Origin of the sequence: Psychrobacter halodurans, from assembly GCF_017498075.1 — a bacterium.
In the GTDB taxonomy this organism is placed as follows: domain Bacteria; phylum Pseudomonadota; class Gammaproteobacteria; order Pseudomonadales; family Moraxellaceae; genus Psychrobacter; species Psychrobacter celer.
The window spans coordinates 1-24,966 of sequence record NZ_JAGBKN010000020.1; the positions used below are offsets into that span (position 1 = coordinate 1).

Consider the following 24,966-nt stretch of genomic DNA (forward strand, 5'->3'; position numbering starts at 1 on the left):
GCCATGCGTGCTGAAAAAACGGATGAGTCGTTTGCTGCTAATATCTATTTAGCAGCGACGATTATCCATTTACGGTAATTGTCAACACACCCTAGAAAACTGGCGTTATTTTTTACTTTGTCCTGCCTTTACTGTACATAATAGATACATTGCTAGATGCTGTATCCCCTATCAGACCTGTTATACAGTGATATCGCTTACTTGTTTGTCGCAGGCAGGGCTCTTTCTGAGATTTTATTATGAAGTCACTATTTGCTTTATTGAGCATGACGATGCTGCTATCAGGCTGCCAGTCGTTTCAGTTTGTCGAAAGTCCTATTCCTGTTGTCTCTGCGCCTACCACTCTGCACGCTCACGTTCATGAGGCCAAATAAAAATCTCTATAGTCGATTGGGTATAAAACCAAAAAAAGCAGACAACATTGGCTGTCTGCTTTTTGGGTACTATTTAAGTTCAGAGAAAATAATTTGCTTTAAGAAAGGATAATCACTGATACTCGAACCATCCTCAAACCGATAGAATCAGTTTAAAATAACATTGTTAGAAATGTATGATGCGCCGCTTCTGTGGGTGCAGCACGCACATAAAACTTGTACCAGTAGCGCCCTGTCATCTTTAGAATAAATCGACTGTATGATATAAACAGCCATATGATATGGCAAAGCTGATACTAGGGTCTACTATCGGCTGGCTGATGTTTGATAATAGTCTTAGCCAAATGATTACCAAACCAAATAGCGGTATCGATATCGCCGGGTCCTGGCGTCGTTTCAGGCGGCCCATCAAGCGACTGGGTCATCAAGCCCAAAAAGCTCGACAAACGGTTGAGGTCTGTCGCTTCGTGGCCCGTTGGCATCAGCGGCAAGCCAATCCAGTTCATACCATGCTGCATCGCATACAAGGATATCTGCTGTAAGACTGCGAGCTTATCCCCGCTTAAACCGCCCGAGTTGGCAAAAGCGGCAGCCCACTTGCCTTCCCATTTTCGGTGGTACCAGCGCTTTGAGGTCTCGTCCATAAAGGTTTTGAACTCAGCGGTGACACTGCCCATATAGACCGCACTGCCAAATACCAACAAATCTGCCTGATCAACAAACGCCCAATCGATGTCGTGCACATCAATCGCGCGTGCCTGATCGGCGGGCAACTGAGTACGCGCACCTTGTACGATCGCTTCTGCGACGCGCTTGGTATGACCATAGTTACTATGATAAATAACCGCCATCGTTACGTTAGGCAGGCTTTGGGGAGCGGCAGATGGTGCGGAGTCTTTGGTTGATGTGTTCATACAAACTCTATAATGATAAATAAACAAATAAAAAAACGAAAATAAATAAAGGCCAAATCAGTGATCAATCAAACAGCGTATCGTCTATGACATCTCGCCGCCCGTATGGCTCACAGCGCCACGCACGATAATCAGTGCCATCCGCCCAGTCGCAGGCTGCTGCAAGTGGGTTTGCCGACGATAGGAGTAATAGTGCGAATCGGCATAGCTGCAGCTAATCGGCGCTTTGTTTGCTAGGTTCACGCCCGCATGGCTGAGCTGGTCGGCGGCTATCTTAGGCAAATCTAGTGTGATCTTATCTTTACAGGCAGCAGAATCGGTGGTTTGATGCGCCGCTGACGTGGCCACATACAACTGATCAAAACGCTCCGTACCGCTTAGGGTCTGCACAGGTAATGCCTGACTGTCTCGGCATCCTGCCAGCAGCTTGTCTCGCACGCGGCTGTCTACTTCGTAGTTGGCTTGGCTGATACACACCCCTATCCACGCCTGGATTTCTCCTGCCTGCGTAAAGCGCTCCACCGCCGCTGGAATGACACCGCCCGCCAACCCTTGCCAACCAGCATGAATCGCGGCAATCCGACCACTGGCGGGTTGGTACAGTACCACAGGCACACAGTCAGCGGTCATGACAGCCAGCCCTAACCCTGCTTGTTGACTGACCATGGCGTCCGCTGCCGCGGGCTGCATACTTAGCGGACAAGCATCGACATCATAAATATGCTTACCATGAACCTGATCGACCCAATGCAAACGCTTGATATAGCGGCCTTGGGCGCGGTCAGTCGCTAAAGCGTCAACTGGCCTGAGCTGCTCGTTGATGGCCGCCAATACGTGCATGCGGTTGCCTAGTACCCTAGCTGCCTGATCATTGACATGCAGGCCTAAATTCAGCGCACCGTAGTTTGCCTGAGCGGTTGATTGCTGGCTTTGATATAAATCACTGCTAATATCTGTATCTGTTTCAAGACAAGCGGCCGTTTGAAAGACCACCACATCATCAATGTGTGCCAGCACTGTCATTGGCAGGTTTTTTGTCATAGCAGCCTCCTGTCTCTTAGCACGCGTTAACGATAGCTCGCGTTAACAATAGTATGACGGTTACTCGTCATCGTAACCATCACTTAATACCGAAATAAGCGTTTGCATGTCTTCTGGCAGCGGGGTGGTGACTTCTATGTCCTCGCCTGTGGTCGGATGGACAAACCCTAACGCATAGGCGTGCAACGCCTGACGCGGAAAGCTGCTAATCGCTTGACGCTGGGCATCGCTTAAACCTGCGCGTAATTGACGACGCCCGCCATAGACACGGTCACCAACTATCGGATAAGTAATATGGCTCAAATGCACACGTATTTGGTGGGTACGGCCCGTCTCCAGACCGACGTCTAATAGACAGTAGTTTTCATTCAGCGGGGTCACCTCTAACAAATGAGTGACCGCCTCACGCCCTGCTGTCATTACAGTCATTTTTGTACGCTGATTACGGTGGCGACCGATAGGCGCATCGATACGGCGATGACGTAGCAGGCTTGCCGCATCTCCTGCGACCACGCACTGATAATGACGATAGACAGACTTGTCTTTTAACTGTTCCATCAGGGCCATTTGGGCAGGTTTGGTTTTTCCTATCAGTAATAGCCCTGAGGTGTCTTTATCGATACGGTGCACCAGACCTGCACGCGGCAGATGGTGCTGCTGCGGATAATGATACAGTAACGCATTGACCAAGGTGCCCGTCTGATTGCCCGCGCCAGGATGGACGACCATACCGACAGGCTTGTCAATCACCAGCACATCATCATCTTCGTAGACGACATCGATGGCGATATTCTCTGGTTGATCTTCGCTGTGCTGCTGCAAAGTCGTGGACAGATGCAGCACATCTCCAGCTTTGACACGTACTTTGGGTTTTTGGACTTGGCCATTGTGTAGCAGGCTACCATCACTGATCCAGCCTTGTAACTGCACTCGCGAAAAATCCGTAAAGACTTGCGAAGCCAGCTTATCAATACGCAGACCAGCCTCATCTTCTGTGACAGTATGGGTCACATTCACCACAGCTTTGTCAGCGGCTGGCGCATCATCATCCTCACTATCATCAATGACATCACCATCGTCGCTGTCATCGCCCTCTTCATACGCGAATATCTCGCTGCCTTCGGGCGCTGGCTCCTCTGCTGCTACACTATCATGTAGCGGCTCATTGAGTGTCATCTGCGTGTCATCAGTTGGCTTACTATCATTCAAAACATCATTTGGCATCGGGTTTGGTGACTCTTGCGCTGTTGAATCAGTCATGAGCGAGTGATTCGATATTGGATGGGTGGAAGGGTTTGTCATAGCATCATTATTCATCATATGGTCATACCGCTGAGATAGGCCGATAAGTCGATTTTGTCAGGCGGTCTTTATCTGCTTTCTTTATTTACGGTGGACATACTTTGGCTCAGATATCCTGATAAAACCCTATATTAACTGCTTGTTACAGACTATCGTTCGTTCAAAATAATATGTCATTTTTAAAGTGTATCGACTATCACCAAAGCACTGCCCTCACAAAAAAAAGCAAAAATAATATCATCATAGTGTATCATGCTCAGCGCCTAAGCCCTATAGATGCAGTACAGTATCTGTCAGATTTTGCGCCTCATAGGTCAGTCAGCAATATCGCTTAACTCTCTGAAATATAACATGGCTGTAATTTACTGTATATTTGTCATCGTCAGGGGTATTGCTTATCGCTCGCTAAGGCCGCTCATGCTAAACTGCAAAAATCATCGAGGGTCTGCTATATTGTCAGTGTCAAGCAGGCGCAGCACAAGCACGCAGCCGCCAAAACATGGCATGTATGGTGATGAGCATAAAGATAAACCATAGACGAAGCACAAGTTATTATATAAAGTAAGCCATATTTTGCTGTATGCTATGGGGCTGTCTTTTGATATTGGCATGCTCAATAACAGACCATGAGCCGGTGCCTAAGCATCGTTTTTTATTATTAACCTTTTATATAGCATGGTAGCGCCGCTACTATTATGCGTCCTGTGTCGGAGAAAAAGTATGCAAGCTGTTGGCAATACGTTTATCAAACTGTCCTCAATCACCCTACTGGCGCTGAGCGTAAACCTTGTGGGTTGTCAGACCTTTAAAAATCTGACTGGCGGCAAAGACGTCGACGCGGTAGAAACGGCAGAAAAATCCGAGCAAGCTTACTATAACGATGCGATTACTCAGATTGATAAAGGACGCTATACTCAAGCGATCGAAGATTTGACCAATTTGCGCACTTTTTATCCCACCGGTCAGTATGCAGAGCAAGCGCTGCTCGATATGATGTATGCCCAATACGAAAGCGGCAAATATGAGATGGCGGCGGCCAGTGCTGAGCAGTTTATTCGTCTATATCCTTCTAACCCACAGGTCAGTTACGCTTACTATGTGCGCGGCGTTGCCAACATGCAAGGCTCATCTGAGGGTCTTAAGCTGTTTAAGCTCAATCAAGCCGAACGTGATACGGCCTATTTCCGTCTGGCCTTTGCCAATTTTCAAGAGCTTATCAACAAATACCCAAACAGCCCATATACGCCAGATGCCGCGCAGCGCATGACGTTTATTTATAATCAGTTTGCCGAAAGCGAGATGAGTGCAGCCAGCTGGTATATCGAGCGCGAAGCCTATGTGGCAGCAGCCAACCGTGCCAAATGGGTGTTTCAATACTATCCACTCAGCGAATCTATCCCAGAAGCCATCGCTGTCCTTGCGTATAGCTATGACAAGCTTGGTATGACGGACTTGGCAAGTGAATATAAGACACTGTTGCAGATCAACTACCCCACGTGGCTGACCCGTGACGGCCGCGTGAAGCTAAGCACCAAACGCGACCGTAGCTGGTTTAATAAGTTTACCTTTGGTCAGCTTGGACGCTCAGGCATGAAAGACACCTCGGTGGCGACAGGTGAATACAATGGCGCAACCAAAACCCAAATAGTGCGCAATGCCCATCAGCTCAGATTGCCCGCGAACAACACAGCAAATCCCAATACAGCGCCAAGCAGCGCATCGACTAGCAGCGCGCCTACCCGTAATCGCGGTATCAATATAGGTCTGGGCTTACCTGAAGCTGAAACGGAGCGCGTGACCGATCAAGCCAGCACAGGCTCTACCGCCAGAGAAGCAAACGTCGATCCGCAAAACACCAATCCAGTACGCCGTACGACACCCGTAGAGTAGGCTGTTTTTTAGCCCACAGTCTCTGACATCATAAAATAAGGTCAACACATTGTTGGCCTTATTTTTCTGTTTTTGTATGATAGCCAGACGCGCATAAACGCATATAGACACATATATCCATCAAAACCACTGACCTATGGTAAACTGTTTTTTGTATGAGCATCCCTAACCATATCCTTGAGCAATTAAACAGCCAAGCTGACTTGATCAGCATCATTGGTCGTCATACCACGCTCAAACGTGCAGGTAATGAGTATAAAGGCTGCTGCCCCTTTCATGGCGAAAAATCGCCGTCGTTTTATGTCAATCCACAAAAAAACATCTATCACTGCTTTGGCTGTGGTGTCGGTGGCAATGCCATCAGTTTTTTGCGTGATTATGAAAGCCTTACCTTTATCGAGGCGGTCAATGAACTATCCAAACAAACGGGCATTGAAGTCCCGCAAGAAGAACAGCGAAATGTGAGCTATCAGCGCACCAAGCAGCCGCCTACTACTAAGTCAGCGGCGCGGCCAATTAGCAAGTCACAAGCTGACAACCCCTCGTCACCACATAGGTCTTTTGATAATCAAGAGCAAGCAAACCATACCCACTATGCCGAACAACCTGACCACGCTAGCCATGGCTATGACGATTATCCACCCTTAGCAGCCTATGACTTGGCCCCTTATGCAGCAGAGGACTATGGCTCAGACTACCCAAACGACGCCAGCTACCCGCCCGCTTGGCTAAGCGACTCAGATAGTGGCATGGGTTTTGATAGTGTCAACAGTATCAATGACGGGGCGCTTGACCAAGAAGGCAACTTGTACGACCTGCTCGAACAAATCCAGCAGTTTTATCAGCGCAATTTGACCACACATCCGCATGCCAAGCATTATTTTTTGTCACGCGGTATCACAGAAGATACATTTGAAACCTTTGGTCTTGGCTACGCGCCCTTTGGCTGGCAGCACCTTGAACATCAGTTCCCGCAGGACATCGAAGGCCTAAAAGCCCTAGGACTGGTGCGGCAGTCTGAGTCTGGCCGCGACTACGACCTACTACGTGATCGAGTGATTTTTCCGATTCGAGACAACCAAGGGCGCACCATCGGCTTTGGCGGTCGAGCGCTCGATGACGAGGTAAAACCCAAATACATCAACTCCTCAGACTCGCCTGTATTCCATAAGCAGCATGTGCTATATGGTTACTATGAGTCTCGCCAGCAGCGCGCCGACAGCTGGCTGGTGGTCGAAGGCTATATGGATGTCATAGCTCTCTACCAAGCTGGCATCTATGGCGCGGTGGCGTCCATGGGCACCGCCATTAATGAAAGCCAGATATCGCGATTACTAACGCTCAACCCGACCCTCACCTTGAGCTTCGATGGCGATAGCGCAGGACAAAAAGCGGCTTGGCGCACCCTTGAGGTAGCACTGCCAGTACTCAGTGACGACAAAGAGCTGCGCTTTTTGACCCTGCCCAATGGCCATGATCCTGATACCTTTATCAAGGCTCAGGGCAGCGATGCCATGCGCGAGCAAATCATAAACGCCATGCCATTGTCGCAGTATATTTTTGCCTATCTCAGTGAGCGCCACGATTTATCCTTGGCAGAAGGCAAAGCCAAGCTGATGTCGCAAGTACGCTCATTGACCGCGGCATTGCCCAAAGGCAGTAGCTTTCGTTACTTGCTAAACAACGATATTTACCAAAAGCTTGGCGGTAGACGCAACCAAAACAAAGACGCCAAAGACGCGCTGCTAGATTTTGATGGTGAAATGACCATCAGCCAGCAGTTGCAGCTGTGTTTTTTGTTTCAGCCGCGGGCGTTGCTCGATGACCCGATAGAGTCGATTTGGCGGCAGGCAGGTATTCATGATTTACAGCTACCTGCCCATATCAGACAAAAAACCTCAGCCGATACCCTGCGGCCTTTGGCGTGGCAAGACTTGCAAGATAACGAATTGCTGGATATCGTCAGTACCATCACGCGCTGCTTAAAGTACTTGCCTGCAGATGTAAACGCGGCTGCTCATTTTGTCATGTCCAATGTCCAGCCCGGCACGCAAGAAAACCTAAGCCGTAGCTGGAGCGGTTTTTATCGCGCCTTGACGGCTCGCAATATCTTAAGCCTCGATGGTCTCATTGAAGAGCTGGTCAGCCAGCTACTTGAGCGCAGCATGAAGAAAAAAATACAAGATTTGATAAAAAACCCTGACCATATCAAGCTGGCGATTGTCCGTAAGCAGACCCAGCTGCTAAATGACTGGCTACGCGCGCAGCAAGCAGAGCAGTCAGCACAGATGACCACGGTCTAGGGTTGATTGATGTATGGGGGATGACAGCTTTGAAAATGTCATTTTTAAAAATAATGGCATTTAAAAATGCCTCTTTAAAATAATAATTAGACCTACTAAAGACCGCTAGTTTTTATTAAAAAAGCACATCCCCTTTAAAAGCAAGGCCGCCGCCCCCACTACTAGTGATTATGCCAAATAGCCGGCGCACGACTTGATGAGCGGCTAAATAAAAAGACCGCAAATAATCGGTAAAAAACCGTTGGTCACCATCACTACCTCGTGCTTGATGACTGCGGTCTGTGGTAAACTGTGGCGCTGCGTATTGACAGCCTTGTTTGCTATCTGCTGATTGGCAAGTGTCTTTAGATAGATTTTAGGGCGCGTCCTCATTTTTTAGCCCATTTATGTGACTATCGACTGAATTGAGGGTATGTCCTAGTACCGATGTTGCGTCTTGTTTTCGTACTTGACGTTTTTTGAGTTTTTAGCTGTTTTTAGCAAAATTATTGTAGTGTTTTGAGCCTTTATTCATATCCACTCATTTTTGATATTATTGACAACCTCTACGCCCTATTTTGATCATTCCATTGATAAGATCAACGCACCCCGTAAGCGATAGTGAGTCACAATATAAAAATGTCCGATGCAAGTAAGCGAGTATTTATGAACGATAAGTCAGTTTCTAAGTCCACATCTCAACTGGCCACCTTAATCCAAATGGGTAAAGAGCAGGGGTATCTAACCTATGCTGAGGTGAATGACCAACTGCCAGACTCTATTACCGAAAGCGATCAGATCGAAGATATTGTGCAAATGCTGACAGACGTTGGTATCAAAATCTTCGAATCTGCGCCTGATGCCGATGACATCTTGATGAACGATGACTCAAGTGATGATGACATGGCAGCAGACGAAGCAGCGGCTGTACTCGCCTCTGTTGAGACTGAGCCTGGTCGTACCACTGACCCGGTGCGTATGTATATGCGCGAGATGGGCACGGTCGATCTGTTGACCCGCGAAGGCGAGATTGCCATCGCCAAGCGTATCGAAGAAGGTATTCGCGACGTGCAGCATGCCATGGCTTACTGGCCGGGTACGGTGCAGTTCGTCCTTGACGAGTATCAAAAAGTCCAAGATGGCGAAAAGAAACTCTCTGATGTCATCACAGGGTTTTTAGATCCTGAAACCGAAGAGGACAAAATCGCCGCGCAAGAAGCCAAAGACGCAGCAAAAGAAGAGCGCGAGCGCATCAAAGAAGAAAAAGAAAACCCGCCGCCTATCAAAGCAAAAGCCAATGCTAAGCTGGCATTAGATGACGACGATGAAGAAGAGGAAGACGACGTCGAGGAAGAAGCGGAAGAAGAAACCAGCGGCCTTGATCCAGAAGAAGTCCGTCTGCGTCTAGAAGAGATCGAGCACTTATTTATCAAAGCCAAACAAGCCTTGCTTGATTATGGCCGTGGTAGTGTCGAAGCAGATGCTGCCTATGCGCTATTGGCTGAGCGTTTTATGATGCTCAAACTCAATAACCGCCTATCAGATCAAGTCATGGCCATCATGCACGATGTCTATGACGATGTGCGTAAGCTGGAGCGCCAAATCATGCGTTTGGTGATTCGCCGTGGTCGTATGCCGCGTGATGAGTTCCGTAAGACCTTCCCTAGCAACGAAACCAACGTCGATTGGCTCATTGAGCGTATCAAAGGTAAACCTGCGTTTGCCGGCACCCTAGAAAAAGTCGCTGACGATGTGATTTTATTGCAGCGCCGCATTCGTGACTACGAGCAGCAGCTCGACATGAAGATCCACGATATGAAAGACGTCGCCCGCCGTATGGCTGTCGGTGAAGCAAAAGCACGCCGCGCCAAAAAAGAAATGGTCGAGGCCAACCTACGTCTGGTCATCTCTATCGCCAAAAAATACACCAACCGTGGTCTACAATTCTTGGATCTCATCCAAGAAGGTAACATCGGTCTGATGAAGGCGGTCGATAAGTTCGAATATCGCCGCGGTTATAAGTTTTCGACCTATGCGACATGGTGGATTCGTCAGGCAATTACCCGCTCTATCGCTGACCAAGCGCGCACCATCCGTATCCCTGTGCACATGATTGAGACCATCAACAAGATAAACCGTGTCTCACGTCAGCTGCTACAGGAGATGGGACGCGAGCCGACGCCTGAGGAGCTAGGCGAACGCTTAGAGATGGACGAAGTCAAAGTCCGTAAAGTGCTCAAAATTGCCAAAGAACCGATCTCGATGGAGACGCCTATCGGTGATGACGAAGACTCGCACCTAGGTGACTTTATCGAAGATGGTACCATCTCAAGCCCTGTTGACGATGCCACAGCAGCTGGCCTACAAGAAGCCACGCGTGATGTATTGGGCAATCTCACCGAACGTGAAGCGCGCGTGTTAAAAATGCGCTTTGGTATCGATATGCCAACCGATCATACACTAGAGGAAGTCGGCAAGCAGTTCGATGTCACCCGTGAGCGTATCCGTCAGATCGAGGCCAAAGCCTTGCGTAAACTGCGTCATCCATCACGCTCTGAGCACTTGCGCTCTTTTTTAGAGAACGACTAAATTATCAGGAATATACGGAGTCTAGCTAATAGGTCTCAAGTATTTGCTAATAATAATTTTGCTAACATAAAAAAGCTGAGTATATCTCAGCTTTTTTTGTGTCTACTCATTGTGTCGGTCTATGTATCGAGGCCGCTTATTCATTATGTCTACTTATTGATGAGTACCATACAGCTTTCATTGATTAATCAATAAACCGTCTTTGCATCTCATCATCTATCCTCTCAAAAGCATTTCATTCAAAAAATCATTGCCTTTATGTATTATTGAGCGTATAACTACCTACCGTTCGGTAGTTATACAATTTAATAGTGAATAGTACAATTTTATGAATCAGCAAACCCGTGTAAAACACATCAGTATCAAAACCGTCATCTCTCTTGCCATCATCGTGGCGCTCGGCCCAGCAGCGATTGATATGTATTTGGCCTCTATGCCAAACATGGCAAGAGATCTCCACACCTCCTACGCCACCACCCAAATCACTTTAACCGTCTTTCTCATCTTTATGGGCTTAGGGCAGTTGGTTTTTGGCCCTGTCTCTGACGCCATCGGGCGCATCACACCATTGTTTATAGGGCTGCTCGCATATATCGGCGCTTCTGTATGGGCGATGTGGTCGCACAGCATCGAGAGCCTAATTTTTGCCCGTATTCTGCAAGGTCTTGGCGCGTCGATGGCTATCGTGGTGGTGATGAGCATGGTGCGTGATCTCGTCGATGGGCCAAAAGCGGCGCAGATTTATGCAGTATTAAATACCATTGTGGCGCTTGGCCCCATTGTGGCACCCGCCATCGGTGGTATCGTCGGCGCGCATCATGGCTGGCGCGGCGTGATGTTTATTTTGGCGGCATTGGGCCTGCTGGTGCTTATCAATACTCTCATCCAAATCAAAGAAACCTTACCAAAAGACCAGCGTATTCAGTTAAATATAAAGAACATCACCAGCATTTATGTCGGTATCTTAACAAACAAGACCTTTGTCTTTAATTTGTTTGCTCTATCTGCGGTCTATTTCTTTTTGTTTGCTTATATTGGCGGCTCTGCGTATGTCTACCAAACCGACTACGGCCTGAGCCTAGCGCAATTTGGCTTTGTCTTTGGTTTGACCAGTATCAGTCTGATTTTGGGCGCATCCTCTACCGCGTATTTGGTCAAAAAAACATCGTCGTCGCATCTGGCCCTAATCGGCGCTGGGGTCATGATGCTCGGTAGTGCCGTCTGTATCACAGCCTATCTACTATCGCTGGGTTTGATCGGCATTGTAACTGGCATTGCTTTAGGACTCTTCGGTCTTGGCGTGCTAGAGGCGACATTGATGGCGATTGCGATGGACTCACAGCGTAGTGCTTTGGGGTCGAGTGCGGCTTTATTGGGCGCCATTCCTATGTTACTCTCATCGACTGCCACACCCATCGCTGGACAATTGGTCGAGAGTCATACCTTATATTGGTTGCTCTTGCTAGGGGCTATGGGACCGATTATTTTGGCATTGGTATATCTGGGCTTAAAGTCTCAAAAACCACACACCACTGCCGTGACTCCATCATTAGAGGAGGCTTATGCAAAGCCATAAACCACGCTCAAGCGCAAAGCTGCGTATTATAGATGCTGCGTTTGCGCTTTTTTTTATGCATGGCTATGAGGGCGCGTCACTCAGTGACATTGCCAAGGCTGTGGGTATCCGCAAAGCCTCGATTTACACGCATTTTGCCAGCAAAGAAGCCATATTTTCAGAGTTACTACAAGACGCGCTCGAGTCAGAGTGCGCGTTTGTTAAGTCATGCTTTGCAGCAGATATTGAGCCTTCTATGCCTGGTGAGGCGTATTGCCACGCATTTGAAGCGCGTTATGAAAGCGCGATTACCCTGCGGTTTTTAATTCGTATGGCTTATGCGGCGCCTGTGCACCTGACCGATAGCAGTGCAGCGACGTTTAATGTCTATATTGCCGCGTTGACTGAGCAAATACAGCAGGCGCTGCAGCCTTATCAGCTCGACTCTGCACAGCTAGCGCTGTATACCGATGCGTATCTGGGCGTGATCGATAGCTTAAGTGTGGAGCTGCTGTATGCAGAAGGACTGTATGAGCGGCGTTTTAAAGCCATGCTCATGCTTTATCACACTGCTATTAAACAGCTGACAAAAAAATAGATTTTTAAATCTAGGTCACTTTTATATATGGTTATTTGAGCATCACTTGCTAATGGTGGCTGTTCTCGCCTATCATAGAGCGGATTTACTTTAAACGCTATTTTATCGTTATTATTAAAAAATAAGCCTTAAAAACAAACCTTGTCGGGGTGCTTTGATTTTTTTGTCGTCAATCAAAATCATGGCTGAGAGTTACCCGCGAACCTGATGCAGTTAGCACTGACGTAGGAAACAAGCGTGCCGATATATAAGTCACATTGACGCCACAATTTGCCAATCTATATTATTTAGACTGGTACATGAGTCATGTCTTTTCACCTATGCGCCCTACGCTTTGCTTACTGGTATTTTATAAAGGTAAGTAAAAACCATGAACTACCAAACACTACGTCACCGCTGCCCCACGTGGGATGACTATATTCAGCATGACTTTGTCAAACAATTGGCCGCCGGCACCCTCGCCCCTGATAGCTTTCGCCACTACCTTGTCCAAGACTACCTATACTTAATTCACTATGCTCGCGTGATGGCGCTGAGCGTGTATAAGAGCGACACGTTGGCACAAATGCGCGTCGGTCAAGCAGGACTAAACGCCATGCTCGATATGGAGATCGGCATGTATCTAGACTTTTGCCGTCTTTGGGACATCCCTTTGCACGAGGTCGAGCACGCACCTGAATCTGCTATTACCATCGCCTACAGCCGCTATATATTAGACGCTGCCATGTCAGGCTCTTTGGCGGAGCTGTACGCCGCGATTGCGCCTTGTCTGATGGGTTACGGAGAGATCGGCAAGCGCATTAAACAAGCCGGATCTGTCGAGGATAACCCTTATCAGCCTTGGATTGATGTCTTTTCTAGCGATGACTTTCAGGCCATTACCGCGCAAAACGAAGCACAGATTGACCTGCTATTGGCAGATGCCAGCCCAGCACAGGCCGATAAGTTCCAGCGCTTATTTGACACCGCCGCGCGGATGGAAGTCAGCTTTTGGCAGCAGGCGTTGGACTTGTCTTAGCCTGTATTTTTTATAGTATGATTCATCGACTTTAAATCAGCGATAGTTCTACTCGCATCGTATCTTATACATTCATTTTATTTAATATTGATAATAAAACAACAACCACCCTCAAGGAGAGATTTTATGGCAGCATTTGATGAGCATGCCAGCGCATACGACAGCTGGTTTTTGGATAACCAAAACTTACTGGCCAGCGAGCTAAAGCTGGTGGCGCACTTTTTGGATAAGGACAGCGAGATACTATCTATCGGCTGTGGTAGCGGTCTGTTTGAGATGCTACTGGCCAAGGATTATGACATCCCTATCAAACACGGCATCGAGCCGTCAACAGATATGGCAAAAATCGCTGAAAAACGCGGCTTGCAAGTAGATATCAGCCCTGCCGAAACCAGTGAGATTGCGCCCAACAAATTTGACATCATTATGTTTAATGGCAGTGTCAGCTATATCAGCGACTTGGACTTATGTATCAAAAAAGCCTTTGACGCGCTAAAGACTGGCGGCAAACTTATCCTCATTGACGTACCAAAAGAAAGCGGTTTTGCCAGTCTTTACAATCTGGCCAGTGCAGTAGATAGCTGGGCGCATCCCCTGCTCGCGCACATCTCCCCTGCCAACCCCTATCCTATCGAGCTGGTCCGCTCTGCCAATTGGCGCACCTCTGCTGAAAAAATCGAGCTGATGCAGGCCAATGGCTTTACCGACTTACAGTACGCGCAGACCCTACTGACCCACCCTATGTATGCAAATGACCAAGTACAAGAGGTCATCGAAGGGTATGATCGCGGTGATTATGTGGCTATTTGTGGTTATAAAAAGTAGCTGTTGCCAGAGGCACTTGAATAATACCAGCTGCGCCATCATAAACAGCACAATGTATTTTTATAACAGCGAGGCAACATTATGAGTGACGACCCAAAAGATAACGGCCAAAACCCGACTGCTCACCGAGCGGTCAATGTCACTGACCTAACCCCTAATGACGGTGTACTAAAAGGCAAAAAAACCGATATCCAAAACCCAGAGCTGTGGGACTTTCCGATGAACTACCCGATGAGTATCATCGGTCATGAAGGCGAGCATGAGAGCTTACTTAACGAAGTCAAGCTTATCCTCGGTAGTCAGTTCCCTGATTTTGATTTGGCCTCGATAGATGTCAAACCCTCAAAAACAGGCCGCTTTCACTCAGCACGCGTCAATCTGTATCTGACCGAAGCTGAGCAAGTAAACACGCTGTATGCTGCTCTTGATAGCGCCAAGACCGTCCGCATGGTGTTGTAGGGCTTTTTGTCACGATAAGCGCTGCTAACCGACGAGCTGATGGACTTTTAAAAAAACCAGTCCGTTTTTCGTCTAAATCGTCACTCATATGGGTGGCGATTTTTTATGGTCTGCTGTACAATCTGCATCCGCATCGTGCAGCTGCAAAACAAGGCTATAGATCAATTTTTTGGGCGGCAATAAAAAGTAAATGTCTACCACATTTTTACAAAAAAAATTATCCACGAGGCTATTCGCGCCTAACCCTTATGCCATCACCCTTTGCCAAAATTGGCGGCATCGGCAACCTCTTGGCAACATAGATTGCCACTAAAATCAATATAGCATTTTCAAAAATTTCCCGCTATATTGTGCCTACCTACTAACAAATACGCTATATGTAGTGCTCAGTGAATCTTTAATTTGCTACGAGCAGCGGTAGAGTTTTGCCTAAAAAAACACCCTACCATCACAAGACAGCTATAGCGTCATAAAGCATGCCAGCGGGCTATTTCCGCTTTGCATCACAATAAGCAATCAACTTAAGAGGGCAACATGACACACATCGACAAGATCAAAGTGACCAAACGTGACGGACGATTAGAGCTTATTGATTTGGATAAAATTCATAAGGTAATCGAATGGGCAGCTCATGACTTGGATAATGTGTCTGTCTCACAAGTTGAGCTAAAGTCGCATATTCAGTTTTATGAAGGCATTAAAACCCGTGACATTCATGAAACCATTATCAAATCTGCCGCAGATTTGATCTCTGAAGAGACGCCTGATTATCAGTATCTGGCCGCGCGCCTTGCTATCTTTCACTTGCGTAAGATTGCGTATAACAAATTTACCCCGCCGCACCTATTCGATCATGTGACGACACTGACAGAGGCAGGCAAATACGATGAGCATATCCTAGCCGACTATAGCCGCGCAGAGTTTGACGAGTTAAACGAGTACCTCGACCACTGGCGCGATATGAATCTTGCCTATGCCGCGGTTGAGCAAATGGCAGGCAAATACCTCGTACAAGATCGCGTCACCAAGCGCGTTTATGAAAGCCCGCAGTTTTTGTATATGCTGGTCGGTATGTGCCTTTTTGCCAACTACGACAAGGCCAGCCGCTTAAGCTATGTCAAACGCTTTTATGATGCGACCTCACAGTTTAAGATTTCCCTACCAACGCCTATCATGTCGGGCGTGCGTACGCCATCTCGTCAGTTTAGCTCGTGCGTCTTGATCGAATGCGGCGATAGCCTAGACTCTATCAATGCCACCACTAGCGCCATCGTGCGTTATGTGTCACAGCGCGCTGGTATCGGCATCAACGCTGGTCGTATCCGTGCCCTTGGCAGCCCTATTCGTGGCGGTGAAGCGCAGCATACTGGCTGTATTCCTTTTTATAAGCTGTTTCAAACTGCGGTGAAGTGCTGCTCACAAGGCGGCGTACGCGGCGGTGCTGCAACACTGTTTTACCCACTATGGCATCTAGAAGTTGAGTCGTTACTCGTCCTCAAAAACAACCGCGGCGTCGAAGACAACCGCGTCCGTCATATGGACTATGGCGTGCAAATCAACAAAACACTATATACTCGCCTGATCAAAGGCCAAGACATCTCGCTGTTTTCGCCCTCGGATGTCCCAGGCTTGTATGATGCGTTTTTTGAAGATCAGGAAAAATTTGAAGCGCTATACACCCAGTATGAGCAAGACCCGAGCATTCGTAGCCGCCAGATCCCAGCCTCTGAGCTGTTTAGCTTGATGATGCAAGAGCGCGCCAGCACTGGCCGTATCTATATCCAAAACGTCGATCATTGCAACACCCATAGCCCGTTTGACGCGACCGTCGCACCGATTCGCCAGTCAAACCTCTGTATGGAGATTGCCCTACCGACCAAACCACTTGACAACATCAATGACGAGACTGGCGAGATCGCCCTATGTACCCTATCGGCAGTCAACTTGGGTAAAGTTGAGAGCGTCAGCGACATCGAAGAGCCAGCAGAGCTGATCGTCCGTGCACTAGATGCCCTACTCGACTATCAAGACTATCCAGTCAAAGCCGCTGAAAACGGCAGTATGCGTCGCCGTACCTTAGGCGTGGGCGTGATCAACTATGCGTACTACTTGGCCAAAAATGGCGTGCGCTACTCAGATGATTCAGCATTGGGTCTGACGCATCAAACCTTTGAAGCACTACAGTACTATCTGCTCAAAGCCTCAAACAAATTGGCCAAAGAGCAAGGCGCTTGTCCTGCGTTTAATGAGACCACGTACTCGCAAGGTATCTTGCCGATTGATACCTACAAAAAAGACTTGGATAAAATCTGCCAAGAGCCGTTACATCTTGACTGGGAAGCGCTACGTCGGGAAATCACCGAGCATGGCTTGCGCAACTCTACGCTAACGGCGTTGATGCCGTCTGAGACCTCAAGTCAGATCGCCAATGCCACCAACGGTATCGAGCCGCCACGCGGTCTGGTGTCGATCAAAGCGTCAAAAGACGGTATCCTCAAGCAAGTGGTGCCTGAGATTGACAAGCTAAAAGGTCAATACGAGCTACTATGGCAAATGCCAAACAATGATGGCTATATCAAGCTTGTCTCTATCATGCAAAAGTTCGTCGATCAAAGTATCTCGGCCAACACCAACTACGATCCGACGCGCTTTGATGGTCAGCGTGTACCGATGAAGGTACTACTCAAAGACTTGCTCAATGCGTATAAGCTTGGTGTTAAGACCTTGTATTACCATAACACCCGTGATGGTGCCAATGATGCGCAAGCGGATATGGAAGATGATTGCGCAGGCGGTGCATGTAAGATTTAAGGTTTGAAATAGAATTTCTGAGGATGGCGGGTTTGGCTTTTTGGCTGGGCTCGCCGACCTTATTGTATTATTAGGTTTTAATATTAACTAACCTAGAGACTTTAAATGAGCTTAATATCTGAACAAAGCTTAGAGTTCGCTAAAGAACATATTAAAAAATATTACGATTCCGATTTCTTTCCAAAATCAGAAAACTATGAAGCACTGTGGCATTCTTGGGACGAGGTTAAAAGCGAACTATCTTCAACTAATGTTACAAAAATGCTTTTTAAAAGCCCTACCACTTCGACCTCTACTAAACCAAAAGGTGGATTTCGCGTAGTTCAACAATTAGGTGCTACAGAAACATTAATATATACAAGCTTAGCCTGTACTGTAGCAGAAGCAATTGAAAACAAAAGAGTTCCTAGAACAGATAATGTAGCATGTTCTTATAGAATAGAAATTGACAACGGTAGTTTCTTCTCTAATGGTAACGGTTTTCAAAACTTTATAGATAAATCACAAGATTTAGCATCTGAATTTAGTTATATTCTCTATACTGATATAACTGATTTTTATAATCAAATTTACCTTCATAGGTTATGTAATGCTATTTCTCACTCTGATCATACATTAGATAATGTAGCGAAAGATGTCGAACATTTTTTATCTACTTTGAATGGTAAAACTTCTCAAGGTATACCTGTGGGTCCTGCTGCAAGTGTTGTCATGGCTGAGGCGATTTTACTTGATATAGATGAATACCTTATAAACCAAGATATAAAACATACAAGATATGTAGATGACTATAGAATTTTTTCCAATAGTAAAGAAGAACTTATTTCTATATTAGAAAGCTTAACATTATATCTATATAAGAGTCACAGACTGACAATTGCTACTGATAAAACAGGGATTATGGATAGCAAAGAGTACATTAATAGAGTTATGTTTAACCATTACGAAATTGAAAAGAATGAAATTATAAGCAAAATTGAAGTCTTTAACCCTTATTCTGACCAATTTGAAGAAATAGACAACCCTTTTATAGATACAGATCATTCTTTTAAAGAACAAATCGAATTAGTATCTCAAAGAATCCTTGATAACGACTATCTAGATTTAGGTATTGCAAGATATTTTATTAGAAAATCTAAGAAATATAAGATAAGTAAATCAGCAGAAATAATATTTGATAATTTTGAGCTTTTCTTACCTGTAGTTAATGATGTTTTTCTATATCTAGATAGAATAAGTGATGATGCCTTTATAAACGAATGGGAAAATAGAATCATTACTCTAATGGATTCTAGCTTTATGCAACGTGATCTTGTAAAAACATGGTTTGAATGGTACATATCTCGAAACAAAAAACTATTATCAATAAGGAAAGTAAGTCAATTTGTATTTACAAGCACAAGCATCAACTGTCAATCAAAAGCAGCTATAGAACTTGGTAAAATATCTTGGATAAGGGATAAAAAATCAGATATAACTAAATTTAATGATGAAGATAGATTAGCTATTATTAGAGCTGCTCAAATCTTACCAAAGGATGAAAGAACGCATTGGCTAAACTTTATAGAAAAGAACTCTTCCTCATCTATGGAAAAATGGATGACAAAATGGGTTAAAAGTATTCAATAGTACGTAAGGTGGGTTAGAACGCAGGTTGGGCGGAGCTTGTGACCTCAACACTGTAAATAAACAATCTGTTGAGTCTCGTTCCTTGACACTAACCTATCCAAAATATTTAAGTTTAATACAATAACAAATAAGACCTAATTTTCGTGCTAAAATTAGCCCTATATTTAGAGCCATAATTTTAGCGGGAGAATACATCATGCAACCGATATTTGCGACACAGACCGCCAGTATCTCAGAGCTTAAGACCAACCCTTCGGCACTCATTAAGCAGTCGGACGGTGAGTCTGTGGCTATTTTAAATCATAATAAACCCGTGGCTTATTTAGTTTCAACCGATATGTATGAACGCATGATGGAGGCGATGGACGATATGGCACTTAGCCAAACCGCTAATGCTCGCATGAATGACGGGCAGACACCGGTAAAGGTTACGCTCGATGACTTATAGTCTTGAGTTTCATCCTTTAGCATTAAAAGAGTGGAAAAAGCTAGCGCCCAGTATTCAGCAGCAGTTTAAAAAAAAGCTGCAGCAGCGACTATCAAACCCACGAGTACCTGCGTCAAAACTCTCAGGGCATCCAGATACCTATAAAATCAAATTGCGTACTGTAGGCTATCGTTTGGTCTATAGCGTCAAAGATGACGTCGTGGTGGTCTATGTGCTGGCTGTCGGCAAAAGAGAAAACAACAAGGTGTATGAAAACCTTGCAGTACGCCAGCCATAGCTTAAGTATAATCAAAAAACCCTTTAACTTTACCGCTATAACCGCAACACATAAAGAATAAAAATGACGGAGGTCATAGACGTGCAATATACCGCAATCATCAAAGACGGTGGGCTTTTTATCCCAAACGTGTTTTCTGACCTAAACGATGGTAGCTCGCATATCGTACAAGTAGACGTCGACATCGCAGAAGTACGACAGCAGCTAAGCGAGCACGCCGGCACAATCGAGACCAAAACGCCCAAAAAACCCACCAAAAGAGCCAATAAAAAGGCTGAGCAAAAACCGCCAAAAAGCACCGATGACGACGGCATAAGTACCCGACGCAAAAGCGCAATCGACGAGCTAGACGCCCTAGACGATGCAGAGCTAAGCGAGATATTCAAAGCCTATATGAATGACGGACAAACCCCAGAACAAATATCGCTAGAAAACTTATAAAACAATCAACTCCGTATAAACCAACAACCGTATTACTGATAAAGGTAGAACAATGACGTACTCGATTTTTTCTCAAACGCCAAACAATGCGCTAACAGAGCCGATGTTTTTTGGTCAGCCAGTCAACGTGGCGCGTTATGACCAGCAAAAGCACCCAATCTTTGAGCAATTGATCGAAAAACAACTGTCGTTTTTTTGGCGTCCAGAGGAAGTCGATGTGTCACGCGACCGTATCGACTTTAGCAACCTCTCCTCGCACGAGCAGCATATATTTTTGAGCAACCTCAAGTATCAGACCCTACTCGACTCTATCCAAGGCCGCAGTCCAAACGTGGTGCTACTCCCGCTGGTGTCTATCCCTGAGCTGGAGACTTGGATCGAGACGTGGTCGTTCTCCGAGACCATTCACTCGCGCAGCTATACCCATATCATCCGCAACATCGTCAATGACCCTGGCGTTATCTTTGACGATATCATGCAAAACGAGCATATCTTGCAGCGCGCCTCTGATATTGCGCAGTATTATGACGATCTGTACCGCAGCTCGCAGCTGTATAGCCTATACGGTGCCGGTACGCACAATATCAATGGCGAGCAAATCACCGTCGATCTAAAGTCACTCAAAAAACAGATGTATCTGTGCATCATGGCGGTCAACGTCCTAGAAGCCATTCGTTTTTATGTATCATTTGCCTGCTCGTTTGCCTTTGCTGAGCGCAAATTGATGGAAGGCAACGCCAAAATCATCAAACTGATCGCGCGTGATGAGGCGCTGCATTTGACCGGCACTCAGCACATGATCAATCTGATGCGTAATGGCCGTGACGATCCTGAGATGGTCGAGATTGCTGAAGCCTGTTATGAGGAAAGTATCGAGATTTTCCGTAAGGCTGCCGAGCAAGAAAAACAATGGGCAGGTTATCTGTTTAAAGATGGCTCGATGATCGGTCTAAACAAAGACATTCTTTGTCAGTATATCGAATACATCACCAACCTACGCATGGAAGCGGTCGGCTTGCCAGCGGCATTCCCAAATTCAAAATCCAACCCTATCCCATGGATTAATACGTGGCTGTCGTCTGACAACGTACAAGTGGCACCGCAAGAGACGGAGATTAGCTCATACTTGGTCGGTCAGATCGACTCTGATCTATCAGACAGCGACTTTGATGACTTTGAGCTATAGCTGCTGGCTTTGTCGCTTTCTATAAGACGACTATATCAGCGATGTTCACTAGGGCGTGTCGTGCGCCCTATACAGATAAGGTAACGCTAAAAAGACTGGCACACGATCACCAGTGAATAGGACTTATAATGACTTGGGTAATGACCAGTAAAAAACGGTTTTATCTGCATGATGATGAAAGCCTACTCGATGGCCTGCTACGCACCGGGCACGATATCAGCTATCAGTGCCGCGAGGGCTACTGCGGTAGCTGCCGCGTCAAGCGTATCTCAAGCTCACACAGCGTCGACTATCCATTTGAGCCGCTGGCGATGATAGATGAAGATGAGATCCTACCTTGCTGCTGTCGTGTGCAAGGGGTCATTCATATCAATCATGAGCCCGTGATTAAATAAAACGGCTCACTTTAAAACCAGAAGCCAAAAAAAGCGCGCTACCTTTTGAGGCAGCGCGCTTTTTTAGACAGTTACCGACCTCTATACCCTACTCAAACAGCTTGAGTAGCTCCTCACGCATACGATCACGCTCTGCCTCTGACATCATCGGTACCTCTTCATCTGGTAAGTATGGCTGACCGGAACCGCCAAGCGTTTCGTCATGAATGATGACGGGACGCGGGGTTGGCTCTTGTACCGGACGCTCCTCTAATACGATTTTTACCTGTGCGTTTTTGCCTTGGCGTAGTATCTGGGCATTGAGCTCCGTATTGGGCGGCTTACGGGCCACATACTGAATCAAGGTATTGGCATCGGTCATCTCGACCCCGTCGATGGTCAAGATAATATCGCCCACTTGTAGGCCACTTTTGGCCGCAGGACCTTGGTCGATGACGTTTAATACTTCTACGCCGGTCGAGGTCTCAAGCTGCGTAGGATCACGAAGCTGTGACTGAATCTCGATACCCAGCCAGCCACGACTGACCTTGCCATCTTTGATTAAGGCATTCATCACCTGCTCGACAAGGGCGGTCGGAATAGCAAAGCCGATGCCCATCGAGCCGCCAGAGCGGGAGAATATCACGGTGTTAATACCGACCAGCTCGCCATGCGCATCGACGAGCGCGCCGCCTGAGTTACCAGGGTTGATCGCCGCATCAGTCTGAATAAAGTCTTCAAACTTATTGACCCCAAGACCAGTACGCCCAGTAGCGGAGATGATCCCTTGCGTCACCGTTTGGCCGACACCGAACGGGTTGCCAATAGCCAAGGCCAAATCGCCGACACGGATAGGATCCTCGCGAAAACCAAGCGGCGTCAGTCCGGTCATATCGACTTTGATCACCGCCAAATCACTATCAGGATCGGTGCCGATGATCTTGGCGCGGCTCTTGCGTCCGTCATTAAACGCGACGGTGATTTCATCGGCTTTTTCGATGACATGGGCGTTGGTCACGATATAGCCGTCTTCTGAGACAATCACCCCAGAGCCTAAGTTGGTAGAGCCTTGATCCTGCGATGGCCCGCCGTGAAACTCAAAAAAACGGCGCAAGACAGGGTCATTCATGTATGGATGCTCGGCCATGGTCTGCGTGGTATAGATATTGACGACCGACTGTGACGCGCGGGCGACGGCATTATGATAAGAGGAGATCGGTGCAGGCGTGTCAGCGACAGGAGCCGATGCTTGCTGCTCAGCAGGTGGCGTCCTCGGTGGCTCCCACGTCGCCTCTGACGTCGTTTTCATACTCATGAACAACCAGATAAACGCTGCCAATACTAGCAGCAATAAGATCCAAGGAAGCCACTTTAATACAGACGCCTTGTTATTGGTGTTCGGGGATGGCGACATATAAAAACCTCTATAATTTTGATGCACACAAACAATAAAAAAACAATGATAAATAAGACAGAGACAAATTGCAGGCCAGTTACTACTAGCCTACTGTGAGCAATAGCATAGCAAATATCAGCAGCAAAACGCTATCGCTCAAGTGGTCTTGTGTATCGTCAGTTCTAAAGCTGACCCACCATAGGCAAATTATAACTGCCCATTCTACCGAATAGTAACGCATCGTGTACCATTTCAGTTATTGGCCTTGTCTACTCTTTGGCATCGTCATGCTAAAATGCAGATTATTTGCCTCACTGGCCAATCAAATAACGCAAATAACGACAAGGAACCACCATGACCGCTCACGATACCCCGCTCTCTGCCGATATGACGATTACTGCCCAAGCGCTGACGGAGTTTTGTGATGATTATCTGTCTGCCAGCGCATTTAAAGACTATGCGCCAAATGGCCTACAAGTCGATGGCGGCCGGCCTATCAGACGCATCGTGACTGGCGTGACAGCTTGCGAGGCACTCATCGACGCTGCCATAGCCGAGGACGCCGATGCGATTATGGTTCATCATGGGTATTTTTGGAAAGGCGAACCAATGACCATCACTGGCATGAAAGGCCAGCGTATTCGTAAATTGATGCAACACGGAATCTCGCTGATTGGCTATCACTTGCCGCTCGATGCTCATCCAAAAATCGGCAATAATGCCAAGCTCGCCGAGATGTTAGGGCTGACCATCACAGAGGCGCTATACCCTCATGAGTCGCATCCCGTCGGCAATATCGCCACGTGCCCGCCGCAAAGCGCCGAAAGCCTAACTCAGACCATCACGCAAGCTCTAGGACGTATACCGCTACATATTTCAGGTCATTATCAGTATTTGGCAGATGAAGCCGCAGATGCAGATACAGCCGTCCCAAAACTGTTAAAACGTATCGGCATCTGTACTGGCGGCGCGCAAGATATGATCGAGCAAGCCGCAGCCATGGGCTGTGATGCTTATATCTCAGGCGAGATATCAGAGCGCACGACCCATAGCGCCCGTGAGCTTGGGATTGATTATTTCGCATGTGGCCATCACGCAACAGAGCGTGCAGGGATTCAAGCACTCGGAGACATCGTCGCTCAACAATTTGGTCTGTCTGTGCGCTTTATCGATATCGATAACCCCGCTTAAACTCAGCATCAACCCAGCACAAATAAAGCTTAACACCAAGACTCTTGGTTTACGATATTGAGAGCTCGATAAGTCACTGATGGTTATTTGATGACTATCTGATGATTAACCTTAGTCATTTTTTGGCTTTCTATCTCATAACACAGCCAAATTTGACCGTTTATAAGCAAATTGTTAAGTTTTATCGCTAATTTCTTAACTCTACTTGAATAATAAAACCAGTAACCGCATATTACTACCTGTAACAAAGAACGTTTTGTCATGAAACTTCCCATTATTACAGCTTCCGGTTATGGCACCAAGATAGATAACAAATAGATAATAGACAGCCATTTAGCGTTACTATTTATTTATGGCTTAAGTTTT

The 24,966-nt window shown here is 46.7% G+C and carries 21 protein-coding genes; 17 read left to right on the forward strand and 4 right to left on the reverse strand.

Annotation, left to right across the window (positions count from 1 at the left end; translation table 11 throughout):
* Positions 1–239: 239 nt before the first annotated feature.
* Positions 240–374 carry a putative periplasmic lipoprotein gene (locus J3491_RS12030; protein WP_256713781.1) on the forward strand — a complete coding sequence of 45 codons (135 nt, stop codon included), beginning with the start codon at positions 240–242 and terminating at the stop codon, positions 372–374.
* A 296-nt stretch (positions 375–670) separates the two neighbouring features.
* Here the strand turns inward: J3491_RS12030 and J3491_RS09255 are convergent, their stop codons facing one another.
* The 3 genes from J3491_RS09255 to J3491_RS09265 form a co-directional block, all read right to left on the reverse strand.
* A complete protein-coding gene (locus J3491_RS09255; RefSeq protein WP_207969991.1) occupies positions 671–1,288 on the reverse strand; it encodes a flavodoxin family protein in 618 nt (205 codons plus the stop codon).
* Between the two features lie 84 nt (positions 1,289–1,372).
* The gene (locus tag J3491_RS09260) at positions 1,373–2,329 is read right to left on the reverse strand and encodes a purine nucleoside phosphorylase YfiH/LACC1 family protein (protein ID WP_207969993.1); all 957 of its coding nucleotides are present in this window, start codon (positions 2,327–2,329) and stop codon (positions 1,373–1,375) included.
* A gap of 60 nt (positions 2,330–2,389) precedes the next feature.
* Positions 2,390–3,589 (reverse strand): RluA family pseudouridine synthase, encoded by a 1,200-nt coding sequence (locus tag J3491_RS09265; protein ID WP_243456292.1) that lies wholly within the window; start codon positions 3,587–3,589, stop codon positions 2,390–2,392.
* 762 nt (positions 3,590–4,351) lie between these two features.
* Between J3491_RS09265 and J3491_RS09270 the strand changes: the two genes are divergently transcribed.
* The 15 genes from J3491_RS09270 (at position 4,352) to yfaE (ending at position 22,034) form a co-directional block, all read left to right on the forward strand.
* Entirely contained in the window at positions 4,352–5,521 is a 1,170-nt protein-coding gene (locus J3491_RS09270; protein WP_207969995.1) for an outer membrane protein assembly factor BamD, read from the forward strand.
* A 155-nt stretch (positions 5,522–5,676) separates the two neighbouring features.
* Entirely contained in the window at positions 5,677–7,824 is a 2,148-nt protein-coding gene (locus tag J3491_RS09275) for a DNA primase (RefSeq protein ID WP_207969997.1), read from the forward strand.
* A 645-nt stretch (positions 7,825–8,469) separates the two neighbouring features.
* Positions 8,470–10,392, forward strand: a complete 1,923-nt coding sequence (gene rpoD / locus J3491_RS09280; protein WP_207970000.1) for an RNA polymerase sigma factor RpoD — start codon at positions 8,470–8,472, stop codon at positions 10,390–10,392.
* Between the two features lie 328 nt (positions 10,393–10,720).
* On the forward strand, positions 10,721–11,968 hold the full coding sequence (locus J3491_RS09285) for a multidrug effflux MFS transporter (RefSeq protein WP_207970002.1): 1,248 nt from the start codon (positions 10,721–10,723) through the stop codon (positions 11,966–11,968).
* Positions 11,955–12,545 carry a TetR/AcrR family transcriptional regulator gene (locus tag J3491_RS09290; RefSeq protein WP_207970004.1) on the forward strand — a complete coding sequence of 197 codons (591 nt, stop codon included), beginning with the start codon at positions 11,955–11,957 and terminating at the stop codon, positions 12,543–12,545. The genes J3491_RS09285 and J3491_RS09290 overlap by 14 nt, the downstream gene beginning before the upstream one ends.
* A gap of 370 nt (positions 12,546–12,915) precedes the next feature.
* Entirely contained in the window at positions 12,916–13,563 is a 648-nt protein-coding gene (tenA, locus tag J3491_RS09295) for a thiaminase II (protein WP_207970005.1), read from the forward strand.
* 126 nt (positions 13,564–13,689) lie between these two features.
* Positions 13,690–14,388, forward strand: coding sequence for a class I SAM-dependent DNA methyltransferase (locus tag J3491_RS09300; RefSeq protein WP_207970007.1), 699 nt, complete (start codon positions 13,690–13,692; stop codon positions 14,386–14,388).
* 81 nt (positions 14,389–14,469) lie between these two features.
* Entirely contained in the window at positions 14,470–14,847 is a 378-nt protein-coding gene (locus tag J3491_RS09305) for a YbeD family protein (protein WP_243456294.1), read from the forward strand.
* 534 nt (positions 14,848–15,381) lie between these two features.
* On the forward strand, positions 15,382–17,658 hold the full coding sequence (nrdA, locus tag J3491_RS09310; protein ID WP_207970009.1) for a class 1a ribonucleoside-diphosphate reductase subunit alpha: 2,277 nt from the start codon (positions 15,382–15,384) through the stop codon (positions 17,656–17,658).
* Between the two features lie 105 nt (positions 17,659–17,763).
* Entirely contained in the window at positions 17,764–19,287 is a 1,524-nt protein-coding gene (locus J3491_RS09315) for an RNA-directed DNA polymerase (RefSeq protein ID WP_207970011.1), read from the forward strand.
* Positions 19,288–19,483: 196 nt separating this feature from the next.
* Positions 19,484–19,735, forward strand: coding sequence for a type II toxin-antitoxin system Phd/YefM family antitoxin (locus J3491_RS09320; RefSeq protein ID WP_207970013.1), 252 nt, complete (start codon positions 19,484–19,486; stop codon positions 19,733–19,735).
* Positions 19,725–20,012, forward strand: coding sequence for a type II toxin-antitoxin system RelE family toxin (locus J3491_RS09325; protein ID WP_207970015.1), 288 nt, complete (start codon positions 19,725–19,727; stop codon positions 20,010–20,012). The genes J3491_RS09320 and J3491_RS09325 overlap by 11 nt, the downstream gene beginning before the upstream one ends.
* Positions 20,013–20,075: 63 nt before the next feature.
* Positions 20,076–20,453, forward strand: a complete 378-nt coding sequence (locus J3491_RS09330) for a hypothetical protein (RefSeq protein ID WP_243456295.1) — start codon at positions 20,076–20,078, stop codon at positions 20,451–20,453.
* A 52-nt stretch (positions 20,454–20,505) separates the two neighbouring features.
* The gene (nrdB, locus tag J3491_RS09335) at positions 20,506–21,639 is read left to right on the forward strand and encodes a class Ia ribonucleoside-diphosphate reductase subunit beta (RefSeq protein ID WP_100749464.1); all 1,134 of its coding nucleotides are present in this window, start codon (positions 20,506–20,508) and stop codon (positions 21,637–21,639) included.
* Positions 21,640–21,767: 128 nt separating this feature from the next.
* Positions 21,768–22,034, forward strand: a complete 267-nt coding sequence (gene yfaE / locus J3491_RS09340; protein WP_075102074.1) for a class I ribonucleotide reductase maintenance protein YfaE — start codon at positions 21,768–21,770, stop codon at positions 22,032–22,034.
* 88 nt (positions 22,035–22,122) lie between these two features.
* Here yfaE and J3491_RS09345 read toward each other — a convergent pair whose 3' ends face one another.
* Positions 22,123–23,427, reverse strand: coding sequence for a S1C family serine protease (locus J3491_RS09345; RefSeq protein ID WP_207970016.1), 1,305 nt, complete (start codon positions 23,425–23,427; stop codon positions 22,123–22,125).
* Between the two features lie 336 nt (positions 23,428–23,763).
* Between J3491_RS09345 and J3491_RS09350 the strand changes: the two genes are divergently transcribed.
* A complete protein-coding gene (locus tag J3491_RS09350) occupies positions 23,764–24,600 on the forward strand; it encodes a Nif3-like dinuclear metal center hexameric protein (RefSeq protein WP_207970017.1) in 837 nt (278 codons plus the stop codon).
* Positions 24,601–24,966 lie beyond the last annotated feature (366 nt).

Excerpts from the sequence above, each read along its gene's own strand:
- J3491_RS09290 (WP_207970004.1), top strand. The coding sequence starts at position 11,955 with ATGCAAAGCCATAAACCACGCTCAAGCGCAAAGCTGCGTATTATAGAT.
- J3491_RS09275 (WP_207969997.1), top strand. The coding sequence starts at position 5,677 with ATGAGCATCCCTAACCATATCCTTGAGCAATTAAACAGCCAAGCTGAC.
- J3491_RS09285 (WP_207970002.1), top strand. The coding sequence starts at position 10,721 with ATGAATCAGCAAACCCGTGTAAAACACATCAGTATCAAAACCGTCATC.
- J3491_RS09270 (WP_207969995.1), top strand. The coding sequence starts at position 4,352 with ATGCAAGCTGTTGGCAATACGTTTATCAAACTGTCCTCAATCACCCTA.
- yfaE (WP_075102074.1), top strand. The coding sequence starts at position 21,768 with ATGACTTGGGTAATGACCAGTAAAAAACGGTTTTATCTGCATGATGAT.
- nrdA (WP_207970009.1), top strand. The coding sequence starts at position 15,382 with ATGACACACATCGACAAGATCAAAGTGACCAAACGTGACGGACGATTA.
- J3491_RS09255 (WP_207969991.1), bottom strand. The coding sequence starts at position 1,288 with ATGAACACATCAACCAAAGACTCCGCACCATCTGCCGCTCCCCAAAGC.
- J3491_RS09330 (WP_243456295.1), top strand. The coding sequence starts at position 20,076 with ATGACGGAGGTCATAGACGTGCAATATACCGCAATCATCAAAGACGGT.
- J3491_RS09350 (WP_207970017.1), top strand. The coding sequence starts at position 23,764 with ATGACCGCTCACGATACCCCGCTCTCTGCCGATATGACGATTACTGCC.
- J3491_RS09265 (WP_243456292.1), bottom strand. The coding sequence starts at position 3,589 with ATGACTGATTCAACAGCGCAAGAGTCACCAAACCCGATGCCAAATGAT.
- J3491_RS09305 (WP_243456294.1), top strand. The coding sequence starts at position 14,470 with ATGAGTGACGACCCAAAAGATAACGGCCAAAACCCGACTGCTCACCGA.
- J3491_RS12030 (WP_256713781.1), top strand. The coding sequence starts at position 240 with ATGAAGTCACTATTTGCTTTATTGAGCATGACGATGCTGCTATCAGGC.
- J3491_RS09325 (WP_207970015.1), top strand. The coding sequence starts at position 19,725 with ATGACTTATAGTCTTGAGTTTCATCCTTTAGCATTAAAAGAGTGGAAA.
- rpoD (WP_207970000.1), top strand. The coding sequence starts at position 8,470 with ATGAACGATAAGTCAGTTTCTAAGTCCACATCTCAACTGGCCACCTTA.
- J3491_RS09320 (WP_207970013.1), top strand. The coding sequence starts at position 19,484 with ATGCAACCGATATTTGCGACACAGACCGCCAGTATCTCAGAGCTTAAG.
- J3491_RS09300 (WP_207970007.1), top strand. The coding sequence starts at position 13,690 with ATGGCAGCATTTGATGAGCATGCCAGCGCATACGACAGCTGGTTTTTG.
- J3491_RS09345 (WP_207970016.1), bottom strand. The coding sequence starts at position 23,427 with ATGTCGCCATCCCCGAACACCAATAACAAGGCGTCTGTATTAAAGTGG.
- J3491_RS09315 (WP_207970011.1), top strand. The coding sequence starts at position 17,764 with ATGAGCTTAATATCTGAACAAAGCTTAGAGTTCGCTAAAGAACATATT.
- J3491_RS09260 (WP_207969993.1), bottom strand. The coding sequence starts at position 2,329 with ATGACAAAAAACCTGCCAATGACAGTGCTGGCACACATTGATGATGTG.
- nrdB (WP_100749464.1), top strand. The coding sequence starts at position 20,506 with ATGACGTACTCGATTTTTTCTCAAACGCCAAACAATGCGCTAACAGAG.
- tenA (WP_207970005.1), top strand. The coding sequence starts at position 12,916 with ATGAACTACCAAACACTACGTCACCGCTGCCCCACGTGGGATGACTAT.